The organism is Paenibacillus sp. MAHUQ-45, assembly GCF_058133325.1.
Genome location: NZ_JBYUPV010000001.1, coordinates 116,073 through 128,910, shown reverse-complemented (window position 1 = coordinate 128,910; position 12,838 = coordinate 116,073). Strand labels below are relative to the sequence as shown.

Annotated in this window: 8 protein-coding genes; 1 reads left to right on the top strand and 7 read right to left on the bottom strand. The window is 46.9% G+C overall.

Going from position 1 to position 12,838, the window contains the following annotated elements:
* Positions 1 to 4: 4 nt before the first annotated feature.
* The 4 genes from AC3Y23_RS00580 to AC3Y23_RS00565 form a co-directional block, all read right to left on the bottom strand.
* Positions 5 to 877 (bottom strand): carbohydrate ABC transporter permease, encoded by an 873-nt coding sequence (locus AC3Y23_RS00580; protein WP_379195719.1) that lies wholly within the window; start codon positions 875 to 877, stop codon positions 5 to 7.
* A gap of 117 nt (positions 878 to 994) precedes the next feature.
* A complete protein-coding gene (locus AC3Y23_RS00575) occupies positions 995 to 3,889 on the bottom strand; it encodes an extracellular solute-binding protein (protein WP_379194542.1) in 2,895 nt (964 codons plus the stop codon).
* A 115-nt stretch (positions 3,890 to 4,004) separates the two neighbouring features.
* Positions 4,005 to 5,414, bottom strand: a complete 1,410-nt coding sequence (locus AC3Y23_RS00570; protein ID WP_379194540.1) for an extracellular solute-binding protein — start codon at positions 5,412 to 5,414, stop codon at positions 4,005 to 4,007.
* 178 nt (positions 5,415 to 5,592) lie between these two features.
* Positions 5,593 to 6,603 carry a LacI family DNA-binding transcriptional regulator gene (locus AC3Y23_RS00565; protein ID WP_379194537.1) on the bottom strand — a complete coding sequence of 337 codons (1,011 nt, stop codon included), beginning with the start codon at positions 6,601 to 6,603 and terminating at the stop codon, positions 5,593 to 5,595.
* Between the two features lie 355 nt (positions 6,604 to 6,958).
* Here AC3Y23_RS00565 and AC3Y23_RS00560 point away from each other — a divergent pair, with 355 nt between their 5' ends.
* Positions 6,959 to 9,088, top strand: a complete 2,130-nt coding sequence (locus AC3Y23_RS00560) for an alpha-galactosidase (protein WP_379194535.1) — start codon at positions 6,959 to 6,961, stop codon at positions 9,086 to 9,088.
* 71 nt (positions 9,089 to 9,159) lie between these two features.
* Here the strand turns inward: AC3Y23_RS00560 and gndA are convergent, their stop codons facing one another.
* The 3 genes from gndA to fsa are packed head-to-tail and all read right to left on the bottom strand — an operon-like array spanning position 9,160 to position 12,635.
* Positions 9,160 to 10,575: an NADP-dependent phosphogluconate dehydrogenase gene (gndA, locus tag AC3Y23_RS00555; protein WP_379194533.1), complete on the bottom strand. Its 1,416-nt coding sequence runs from the start codon at positions 10,573 to 10,575 to the stop codon at positions 9,160 to 9,162.
* Between the two features lie 19 nt (positions 10,576 to 10,594).
* Entirely contained in the window at positions 10,595 to 11,953 is a 1,359-nt protein-coding gene (locus tag AC3Y23_RS00550) for a glucose-6-phosphate isomerase (protein ID WP_379194531.1), read from the bottom strand.
* Between the two features lie 16 nt (positions 11,954 to 11,969).
* On the bottom strand, positions 11,970 to 12,635 hold the full coding sequence (fsa, locus tag AC3Y23_RS00545) for a fructose-6-phosphate aldolase (RefSeq protein ID WP_379194529.1): 666 nt from the start codon (positions 12,633 to 12,635) through the stop codon (positions 11,970 to 11,972).
* Between the last annotated feature and the right edge of the window lie 203 nt (positions 12,636 to 12,838).

Below are 12,838 nucleotides of genomic sequence, written 5' to 3'. Positions count from 1 at the left end.
TGGCCTATTCACCTACCCTTCTAAGCATCTTCTGAATCAACAGGTTGGAGCACAGCATAATACCGAACAATACGGTTGCAATGGCTGAGGCATAACCCATCTCAAATCGAATCGTACCGTAGTCAATCAAATGGGTAACAATGGTATGGGCAGAATACTGCACACTTGGGAATCCCGCCAAGTTCATCGCTACGTCTGCCACTGCAAAGGATGCCGTAATTTGAATAACCGCCCCGAACATAAGCTGTGGTCGCATAGAAGGCAGCGTAATATACCATAGCTCCTGCCACCGGTTGCGAATTCCGTCCATCGCACCCGCCTCGAACAAAGTCTTATCCACAGTCTGTAGACCGGCAATGAACGCCAGAAAGCTCGTGCCGAGACTCAGCCATAGCTGAACAATAATAATGATCATGAGCGTATACTTCGGATTCTGGAACCATAGGATCGGTTCATTAATAAAACCAGTCCTCATCAGGAAACCGTTCACAATACCGTAGGAATCTCCAGAAAACATGATCTGCCACACAAAATAGATATTCCCGGAAATCGAAGGCGCATAGAAGACAAGGGTCATAAAGGCCCGTACCTTTGGCCTGAGCTCATTGATTAACCAGGCAAATACGAAACAGGCAATATAACTGATCGGACCCGTAATCACTGCGAAGATCAACGTATTTTTTAGAGCGATCAGAAAAATATCATCATCTAGTAGCAACCTTGTATAATTGCTCCAGCCTGCCCAGCGTGGAAACTCCAGCATATTGAAGTATGTAAGGCTGATAAGCATGGACATGACAACCGGAAGCACAGTGAAAATGAAGAACAGCACCATATATGGAGCAATCAACACGTAGAGATGCTTGTCATTTTTCATTCGCTTCAGATTAAACCGGAGTTTACTATGCTTGGTGCTCACGCCTTTCTGAGGCGAAGGCTCACCCGCGGATGCCGGTAATGCATTGGTTTGCTGCAACTTAGATCACCTCGGTCTCTACTTCAGATTGATTTCTGTTTGCTTAAATTCGATCTCACGATTGATCTCTTCCACGTAATCATAGAGAGCGTCTCTCGTGTTCGTTTTATTGTTAATGACTTCTCTAAAAGCATTATCAAGGTTACGACCCGTGTAGTATCCACCAGGTACCTCAGGAACACCCTTCACCCAATCCCACTGCTCTTTCAGGTTCTGAAGATCCTTACTTGGCCATGGCAATTCTTCCATAGCTTCCACATTCGCAGTTGGATAACGAGCTGCTGCACCCATGAGTCCTTCCATCTCTCGACCAAAGCGCACCTGTGTTTCCTTACTGGTCCACCATTTCATGAATTCCCAAGCTGCTTCTTTGTCCTTCGTTTGCTCCATCATGATGACAGCCGAACCACCGCTCGATACATCCCGCTTGATGCTGCCATCTTTCTGTTCAAGTCCAGGAACAACCGTAAAGTCCCACAGTCCTCTAATCTCTGGAGCGGATACCGCCAGCGTATTGTAGAATGTGTAGTCCGAAATCGCGACTGGAATCTCACCTGTCCGGAAACGAGTCGTTAGATCGAACTGAAGTGGGAACTTATAGTTCACGAAGAAGTCAGTCCATTGGCGGAAAGCCTGCATAGACGGTTCAGAATCCAGGGCACTTCTAGTGCCATCGTTGTTATAGAACTCGCCGCCTTGCTGATACAACAGCATCGCAAAGGCTTTACTCGGTTCAAGTGTGGATACCCCAACGGTCTGAGCAAGGGGCAGCGCCAAATCCATATGATGCTTTTTGAGCACCGGAATGATCTCATACATATCTTCCCAGGTCTGTGGAGCTTTCAAGTTAAGCTCGCCCAGAATATCCTTGCGATAGAACAGCATTGGGAAGATCTGCTGCTCTGGCAAACCGAAAACAGCATCATGGAATTTATACGGGGTAATCGCACTCTCCCGGAATCGCTTGGCAACCTCTTCGTAATCCTTGAACTGAGTCAGATCCACAATGGCATTCCGCATCCCATAGTTGACGGGAATATCATTAGAAATTTGCATCGCTACATCAGGTCCTTGTCCTGATAGGGTAGCAGGCATAAGGACAGAAGGATTGACTAGTCGCAAATTCACGCTAATTCCTGTTTGCTCTGTAAATGTATCGTCAGTCATCGCTTTAATTACCTGTGCCTGGTCACGTCCGGTTCCTACCCAAACCGTTACTGCTCGTTCATTCTCACTTGTATTCCCCATGCTGTTATAGTCTGTAAAGAACGAGCTAAATAAGTTCGTTACCTCATGCTTGGCTTTGCTAGCAAAGGATGCAGCCGCCTTAGGCATCTTCTGCTCAGGGGAAGCGAGAACGATATAGTCAATTTCGAGTGGTTGCTCTCTAACCTGCAGAACCCAGGTACCGAGACCACCAACATTGATTTTGAAAGATTCCAGACGATTCTGCAGTGTCTCTGGATGCTTAGCCAAGTCCTCAAGCTGATAGGCCATTTTCGTCAAAATTGCCACCTGATCACTTTTCTCACCTGTGATCTCGTTCAATTGATCGGCTACACCTGTTAGAATCTTACTGTGTTTCTCAAAGACAGCAGTCATCTCGGGAATTTTTTGCTCCAGATTATAATCCCGGAACGGATCCGGCACACTACCCGTAATCATCAATATTTTCCGATAAATGGAGTTAAGCTCTAGAATACTACTCTGCACTTGACGAATCAGTGGTGCAACTGAACCAAGGCTGACCGCAAGCTTCAACTCATGACTTCCTTTAGTCAAATAGAACAGATACGGCTCCTGCTCGCTGCCGAGCGTAGTCATCTTCCAGTCACTTGAGTAGTTGAAAGGAATCTCCTGCACTTCATTAAAAGGAATTTCACCGTCGATATACAGGGTTCTAGTAGAGTACACCCCGCGCAAAAACTCCTGTCTACTCTTGATGCCAAGCTTGTAAAGTCCATCCTCCGGCACTTCAATCACCCAAGTAATGGAATCGCCCGGCATACGCCAGTTATTGCCGCCTATGGTATTCATGCGAATCTTCGAAAGGGACTTTGGTTCTGTGCTTGGACTGGAACGATCTGTGATAGGGTACAATGTGGGGGCAGATTTGAGCCTCGCATCCTCACCCTGTACCTTCACTTGTTGTCCCTTGGCCTCTTGTAGTCCCAGCTTCTGATAACGCGCCTTCATCTCTTCATAATTAGGCAGCGTATCGATCTGACCGATCTTGATCTCGCCGATCACCATCGGCTCCTTAATAGAGTTCAGCGTAACTGTATGGTTACCAGCCGACAGATAAAAAGCATACGGCTTCTCATAAAAGCCCTCTGCATCCCGGAAAGGTATCTCCTGCCATCCATGTGCCTCAATCTGGCGAGGACGGATATCATTCCCTTGATTATCCTGCTCGATCTCCGGCTTCTCGTTCATCCAAAGCCTTGGGAAAATAAAACTTCTTGCACCAGCGAACGGGAGCTCCCCGTCGATCAGAAGTTCTCTCTCGATCGAAGATGATCTACCTTCGAGCGTGTAATAACGAAGAGTCATGTTGTACAGCCCGTCTTCAGGGACGCTAACCTCCCATGATATTGAACCTGTATCATAACTCTCTACGAACGACCCTTCCTGATCTCCTACCGAATTGACCTTTTTCGGTGAGGGGCCATCAAACTTCACGTAATCACCGCCATGGATTACGATATCTTGTACCGGTCTACCCGCATTCTGATGACGCTGCAAATAACTATCATAGCTATCCGTTTGAAGCGCTTCCACAACTTCCAATTGTCCTGTCTTGCTATCTCCTGCAGCATGAATCTGTTGCCCGTGATCTGTCCCTCCCTTCATGGGAATCACAGTCGTACACAGGATGGCAAATGCAACAGCGACGCGCAACACCTTAGGCATATTCAACGCAATCCCCTACCCTGCCTGATAATTTATGGTCCTAGTTTGTGTAACTTGGGGAGCAGCCCCCCTAGGCATTCTTCACCTGGTTGTCTACTCCCCTCTCTTCAATAGACTATTCGCCTTTAAGAACTTTATCTGCAGCTGATTCCAGAGCAGGGAAAATTTTCGCTACCCCAGCTGACGGAGTTGTTTTTCCAGCTATGATATCGCGATATAACTGGTTCAGGTTATCTTCGACACCCAGGCCTGCATAACGCGCAAATTTCATAATCTTAAATGTGTTCATTGCGTTGTTAACGGAAATTTCATCATCAAACCAGGACTCGGCAATCGTTTGGTTATCTTCATCAATGGTATCAAAGCTTTGCAGATCTTCCCAAATCTTGTAGACAACATTCGCATCTTTCACCCCGCGTGGAATGACGTTCACGTGCAATTGCGGCATACCCATGATGAACTTGCCACCAGATTTAGGTCCGCTTGGGAAAGGTACGAAAACATATGGGTCTTCCATCTGATTTTGGAAGCGCGGAGCTACTTCGAACAATTGCACTGGATACATTGCAACTTGACCTTCTCTGAAGTATCTCGCAGGATCTTCCCAGTCGTTACCCTCATCTTTTTTAACCACTTTGTACTCGTTGTAGAGCTTATTCGCAAACTCAAGACCTTCCATAGCTTCAGGTGAATCTATCGCGATCTTTTGTGTATCTTCATCAAAAATTACGCCACCGTTAGAATAAATCGAGGCTGTAGATATAGAGAACGGAGATCCAGTGAAGCCCCACTGATCAATTTTCCCGCTGCCGCCCTTGCTCTTCGTTAATTTCTTCGCAACATCTAAGAAGGTATCCCAAGTCCATTCCCCTTTTTCGATGTACTCTTCAGGTGTAGGTAGACCCGCTTCATCGAAAAGACGCTTGTTGTACAGCACTCCAGTGTTATCGAAGAGTGGTGGACCTGTTACAAAACCATAGGTTTTGCCAGTTCCATAGCTACCTGCTTCAATGATGCTGTCAGAAAGCTTAGTTTCTTCTTTGACATTCATCACGTCATCAAGCGCTGTCAAATATCCACCTTTCACGAAGCTCCGTATATAAGCGGCAGGTGCCAGCATAATGTCAGCGAAAGGATCGCCAGCCATAACTGTGGAAGTAAATTTCTCAGCAAGCTCAAAATAGTCTACAGCGACATATTTGATCTTGATGTTGTACTTCTTCTCAATTTCCGCTTGCTTCTGAATGGCCTTCTCACCTTCTGGCGTATCAGCTTTTGGTGTTCCATCCCACCAAGCGCCAATTTTAATTTCTCTTCCGCCAAGGTCGTAAGTCTCTTCCGGTTTGACTTCTTCTTGTTTAACTTCTTCTTCTTTTACCGGTTCGTTAGTAGCATCTGCTTTAGCTGTATTGCCTGCATTCTGGGAAGCAGAAGACGAATTTTGACTACCGCCACTACAAGCAGTCAACGAGAAAAGCAAAACAAAAACCAAAGAAAGTAATGAAAGCGGTTTCAATTTACGCATTTGTTAAACACCCCTCGTCAATTTTCCATACTCTGACCACGCTTGAATAATAGTTATTAATTTTCTTCAATAAAAACACAAACCTCAAGCGCAACTGCCCCGTTTCGTATGCAGGTATCTCATCTCCACCAAGCAGTAGCACTACATCGTACTCACCTCCTTTAATATGCTTGCGGGCCTATGACCCGCAGCTGTTACGTACAATTAGTTTGGCAGGCACAATCACCTGTACTGGAGTTTCTCTACCCTTAATCTGATCAATCAGCAGTTTTACTGCCATTCGCCCCATCATCTCTGGCTGACTTCGGATTGTTGTAAGAGGAGGACTCATATACTCCGCAATATCAATATCGTTAAACCCGACAATTGCCACATCTTCAGGCACGCGCAGCCCTGCTTCCTTGACGGCATGAATTGCTCCAATGGCCAATGAATCATTAGCAGCGAAAAACGCTGTTGGCAAATTACCTTTCGCAATGGCTTCTTTCATTAATCGATTCCCTTCCGGAATCCACCAACCACCCATATAAACATGCTCTGGATTAAGCAGTTCCTTGTCTTTCATATAACGCTCAAAGTAGAACTGCCGCTGATCCTTACCGTATGTACGATTACCTCCGATATAGCCGATGTTTGTATGTCCAAGATCAAAAAAATGGTCCAGTGCAAGCTTAACCACCCGCTCGAAATCAATCACCACGGAGTCATAGCTTTCCACATCGGGAGCAGAATCGACAAAAACTACATGCTTTAATGTGCTTACATTCTGAATATCGAAATCGTACGACCTGTCGATGAAAATCACACCGTCAACATCACCAAAATCCATCTTCGGACTCTCAAACAGTTCTAATCTGAAGATATCAGCTGATCTAATGCCGGATGCCACACACTCTTTCTCGATTCCCTGTCTAATCGCATGAAAGTAGAGATCATCTTCCTCCTGATTTTCGGTCAAAAACATCACGGTGCCAATCTTGATATTCGATAGCTCGTTATTATCTACGCCTTCCTTGCCGCTTGCTGCTCTGCGATTGCGAGGTGTCTGGTAGTTCAGTTCCTCGGCGATAGCAAGTATCCGTTGTCTGGTTTCGTCAGATACCGATAATGAATTATCCTTATTAAGTACTCTGGAGACGGTCACACTCGACACCCCTGCCAGTTTTGCAATATCACGAATGGTTGCCATGATTTCACCCTGTCTATATAGATTAATTCTTAATTCTAAATGATTTCATGGAAGTTAACAATTTTATTTCCACTACAGCGAAAAGAACATCGCCATCTATCATTTAGCTGCAACAGTGAAAAACGCTGGGGTGATGGACCATTTATTCAGTGAATATTTTTCAATATTTCAGTGATTAAATCATAGCAGATGATTTTAAGCTTAGCAACAACTATTTACATTTATATACTTAAAAGCGTTTTCTATATAAATATTCATTGGTTATATCCAAAATGATAAAAATCATTTTCTTTTTTTAGTGAATTAATATATATTTATTAAGTAAATATTCACTAAAGAGAAGAGGCGATTTTCAATGGCATTGCTATATGACAAAGAAACATCTCGCTGGCTCCTTCAAGGAACCAACTTATCGTACGGTTTGGGCGTGCATGAGAACGGCACTTTGCAGCACCTTTACTACGGTCCTAAACTCCCTTATCTTACAGACCTGCCGGCTTCTGATAAATCAATCGTTCGTCATTCTTCTTTCGAGCCATCCGAAGGGATCCTACAACAGGAATTCCCGGCTTGGGGTGGCATGTACTATTATGAACCTTGCTTGAAAGCCACCTTCCCTGATCAAGTTCGTGATACGAAGCTGGTTTACAAAGAACATGAGATCATAGAGGGTAATGAGCATGAAGAACTAATCATCGTGCTGAAGGATACTGTCTATCCGCTGCTGGTGCATCTGCACTACCGTCTCTATCCGCAGCATGATATTATCGAGCGTTTTGCCGTAATTGAGAATACTGGTGAAGAGGCCATTACACTGGATCAATCCCTCTCCGCAACATGGCATGCACCAAGAGGCGACCGTTACCGCCTGACCCATCTGGCGGGCAAATGGATCGAAGAGACCCAAATCTATCAGGACGAGATCACTCCTGGGAAGAAAACACTGGAGAGCAGACGCGGGAATACAAGTTGTCAGGCGAACCCGTGGTTTGCCATTGACCGTGGAACAGCGACCGAAGACCACGGTGATGTATGGTTCGGGGCGCTTGCATGGAGCGGCAACTGGAAAATCACAGTAGAGTATAGCCCATTCAAACTGCTACAAGTTAGCGGCGGTGTGCATGACTTCGATTTCTCCTGGCATTTGGCTGGCGGCACGAAGTTCCAAACTCCTGCCTTTGTCGGCGGTTATACACGCGAAGGCTTCGGCCAAGCAAGCCGCAACTTCCATCGCTATCAGCGTGAGCATGTACTGCCTAAGCCACTTTCAAAAGAATTGCGCCCTGTACTGTACAATTCATGGGAAGCAACTTACTTCGATGTTAACGAAGAAGGACAAACGAAGCTGGCGGAGAAAGCGGCTGCGATGGGCGTGGAGCTGTTTGTTATTGACGATGGCTGGTTCGGCGAGCGCAATCATGACCGTGCAGGACTCGGCGACTGGACCGTCAATCCGGAGAAATTCCCGAACGGCCTGAAGCCGCTTATCGATAAGGTCGAGGCACTGGGGATGAAATTCGGTATCTGGGTGGAGCCAGAGATGGTCAATCCGGACAGCAACCTGTACAGAACCCATCCGGATTGGGTGTATCATTTCCCTAATCGTCCACGTACCGAGAGCAGAAATCAGCTGGTACTCAATGTAGCGAACCCGGAAGTGCAGGCTTTTATTTTCGAGATGATGGACAATTTGCTGAGCGAGAACAATATCGCTTTTGTAAAATGGGATATGAACCGTTCGCTCAGCGAAGTCGGCTGGCTCGACGCGCCGCAAGAGCAGCACAAGGAAGTATGGGTGCGTCACGTACAAGGGCTGTATGACATTTTCGCTCGTCTGCGCGCCAACCATCCAAATGTTGCCTTTGAAGCTTGCTCCGGCGGTGGTGCACGGATCGATCTGGGCATTATGCAGTTGACCGATGAGGTCTGGACCAGCGACAACACCGATCCTTATGAGCGTCTATTCATCCAAGAAGGTTACTCCCTTGCTTACAACGCGCAGTCTATGATGTGCTGGGTAGCCGACGCCGGAAAATGGATGAAGAACCGTCCAGCTTCTGTCGCATACCGGTTCCATTCCTCGATGATGGGATCGCTTGGCATTGGCGGCAACCTGCTGAACTGGTCTGAGGAAGAGCTGGAAGAGTCCCGCAAATGGGTTGAGGTATATAAAGGTATTCGACATATCGTGCAAAAGGGTGACCAGTATCGTCTGCTTTCGCCAAGAGAAGGTAGCACGACTGCTGTGCAGTATGTAACAACGGACCAGCGTGAATCCGTGCTCTTCGCACTGATGCATCCACAAAAATTCCAAAATCACTCCCCTCGCATTTATCTGCGCGGTCTGAAGAGTGAGGCTCTGTATCAGGTTGACGGCTTTGAACAACCTCTAAGCGGCAGCGCGCTGATGAACCGGGGACTGGATCTGGACCTGTGGGGCGATATGTCCAGCAAGATGGTCAAGATTACGGAGATCTCTAAGTAATCATCAAAAACCTAATCATAAAAAAACGAGAGCAGATCAACTCTGCTCTCGTTTTTTTATAAGTTCTAAAATTAATTGTTGCCCATCCATTGGAAGTGGAAGCTTCCTTCTTTATCCACACGTTCAAAGGTATGTGCGCCAAAGTAATCACGTTGTGCTTGCAGCAGGTTCGCTGGAAGTCTCTCTGTACGGTAGCTATCATAGTAAGCCAGCGCAGAGGTGAAGGCCGGCACCGGAATACCGCGGCTTACTGCAACCGTGATAACCTCTCTCCAAGCCTGTTGATAGTTTTGTACGATGTCTGCAAAGTACTCGTCGAGCAACAGGTTTTTCAATGCTGGGTCGCGGTCATACGCATCCTTGATATTTTGCAAGAATCTCGCCCGGATGATACAGCCTCCACGGAAGATCATCGCAATGCTGCCATAGTTCAGATCCCAGTTGTATTCCTCGGAAGCCGCACGCATTTGCGCAAAACCTTGCGCGTACGAAGCGATTTTGCTGGCATACAGCGCTTTGCGGACCGCTTCGATGAATTGCTCCTTATCGCCGTCATAGCTTGCTGCTGAAGGGCCGCTCAGCTGCTGACTTGCTGCTACGCGCTCTTCCTTCATCGCAGAGATGAAGCGGGCAAATACGGATTCCGTAATAATGGACAATGGCACGCCCAGATCCAGGGAGCTTTGGCTGGTCCATTTGCCAGTTCCTTTTTGTCCGGCAGAGTCCAGAATGACATCGACCATCGGTTGGCCAGTCTCAGGGTCCTTCTTGGAGAAGATATCAGCCGTAATTTCGATAAGGTAGCTATCCAGTTCGCCTGTGTTCCACTCTGAGAAGATTGAATGCAATTCCTCTGCGCTCACGTTCAGCACATCTTTTAAGAGGTGATACGCTTCACCAATCAGCTGCATATCGCCGTATTCAATTCCGTTGTGCACCATTTTCACATAATGGCCTGCGCCATCCTCACCAATGTAAGTGGAACAAGGGTCACCGTTCACTTTAGCAGAGATTGCGGTCAGAATCGGCTCTACCAATTCATACGCACTTTTTTGTCCCCCTGGCATAATCGCAGGGCCCTTCAGCGCGCCTTCTTCCCCGCCGGATACACCCGCGCCGATGAAGCGGAAGCCTTGTGCTTGCAGTTCTTTATTTCTTCTTTGGGTATCAGGGAAATAAGCGTTACCGCCGTCGATCAGAATATCTCCTTGATCCAGGTAAGGCAGCAATTGATTAATCGTGCTGTCTGTAGCTTCTCCAGCCTTGACCATGATCAGAATTTTGCGAGGTGTTTCCAGAGCCTGTACGAATTCTTCAACACTATAAGTACCGACAAAATCTTTGCCCGGTGCTTCCGCAAGCAGTTCTTTTGTTTTGTCTGCTGAACGGTTAAACAAGGCTACAGAGAAACCTTTGCTTTCAATGTTCAGAGCCAGGTTTTTCCCCATTACTGCCAAACCAATTACACCAATCTGTTGTTTTTTCATGTTCACTTCTCCCCCTATGTTACTTCTGCTCTGTTGCAGAATCGGCTGATAAACGTTTGTTTAGCGCCTCTTTTTGCGCTTCAAATCCCGGTTTGCCTAGCAGGGCAAACATATTTACTTTGTATGCCTCTACACCCGGCTGATCGAACGGGTTCACACCAAGCAGCAGACCGCTGATGCCGCAGGCCTTCTCGAAGAAATACACCATTTCTCCGTAAGTGTACTCATTCAATTCATCCAGCTCGACGATGAGATTCGGTACGCCGCCATCCACATGCGCAAGACGTGTGCCTACGGCTGCTTTTTTATTCACATCATCCATGGTCATGCCAGACAGGAAATTCAATCCGTCCAAATTATCGATATCCTCTGGAATCGCGAGCTCGATCCGTGCCTTATTCACCGTTACTACAGTCTCAATGAGATCACGACGTCCTTCTTGCACAAATTGACCCATGGAGTGCAGATCCGTTGTAAAATCAACGGAGGCCGGGTACAATCCCTTCTGGTCTTTCCCTTCACTTTCACCAAAGAGCTGCTTCCACCATTCGGACACATAGTGCAGGGAAGGCTCAAAGTTCACCAGCAGCTCGATAGTTTTTCCTTTACGATAAAGCGCATTACGAACAGCCGCATATTGATAGCTCTCGTTCGTCGCCAAATCCGGATTGTTATATTTTTGAGCGGCTGCCGCAGCTCCCGCCATCATCTGGTCAATATCCAGTCCCGCTGCAGCAATTGGCAACAGACCCACAGCCGTAAGTACAGAGTACCGTCCGCCTACATCATCCGGAATGACAAACGTTTCATATCCCTCTTCATCCGCCAATGTCTTGAGCGCACCCTTCGAGGCGTCAGTCGTTGCAAAAATACGCTTTCTGGCCTCTTCTTTGCCGTATTTCTTCTCCATGTAATCCCGCAGGATACGGAAAGCGATGGCAGGCTCTGTTGTTGTACCGGACTTCGAAATCACATTCAGGGAGATGTCTTTATCCTTGATCAGCTCAAGCAGATGCGAGAGATACGTAGAGCTGATATTTTGTCCGGCAAAATACACCTGTGTTGTTCCGCTCATCTGATTGTGGAAGGTGTGCGACAGCGATTCGATCGCGGATCTGGCTCCAAGGTAGGAGCCGCCGATCCCGATTACGATCAATGCATCCGAATTGCTGCGAATACGCTTAGCCGCTTCTTTGATGCGGGCGAATTCTTCCCGGTCATATTCCAGCGGCAGGTTCACCCAGCCCAGGAAGTCCGAGCCCGGTCCCTTTTTCTCATGCAGCATATGATGAGCCGTTCCGACAAACTCGCTGAAGTAATCGACTTCATGCTGGTTCATAAACGACAGTGCGCTTGAATAATCAAATTTAATACTCATGGTGATTCACTCCTTTTTATTGAACAGATTTCTTCCAGTCCGCAGCGAATTTCTCCAGACCTTGATCGGTCAGCGGGTGTTTGGACAGCTGTTCAATAACGGAAAATGGAATGGTGGCAATATGTGCGCCGGCCATCGCTACACGAGTAACGTGGTCCGGGTGACGTACGGAAGCGGCAATAATTTGGGCATCCAACTGATGAATGCGGAACAATTCGGCAATCTTCACGATCAATTGTACGCCATCTTCAGAGATGTCATCCAAGCGGCCCAGGAACGGCGATACATAAGTCGCACCTGCACGGGCAGCGAGCAGCGCCTGGTTTACGGTGAAGATTAGAGTAACGTTAGTTTTCACACCTTTTTTGGAAAGGTAACGACAAGCTTCCAGTCCTTCAAGCGTCATTGGCAGCTTAATCGTAATGTTCTTATCATTGTTGTTGATCTTGATGAGTTCGTTCGCTTGCGCGATCATTTCCTCAGCAGTTACCGCATCAGGAGTGACTTCCGCAGATACCGATTCCACCTCAGGCACAGCACGCAGGATCTCAGCGATACGATCTTCGAACTTCACGCCTTCTTTGGCTACCAACGAAGGATTAGTCGTTACACCAGAAAGAACTCCAACTTTATAGGCCTTTTTGATATCTTCCACATTTGCTGTATCGATAAAAAATTTCATTTGAATAACCTCCGTTTTTGGGTGTAGTTTGTTATTTTTAATCGGTATAACCGTTTCAATTCCTTCGAAAAAATGCTACGGGTGCGAAGGGTTTTTCCTATCGCTCTTAAATGGAGAAAAAGCTCCGTTCAAGCTGCTCCGCAGTGCAAATAACGGCATTTTCGCTCCCTAAATTGAGGCAAAAGAGGGTCGATTTAAAATTA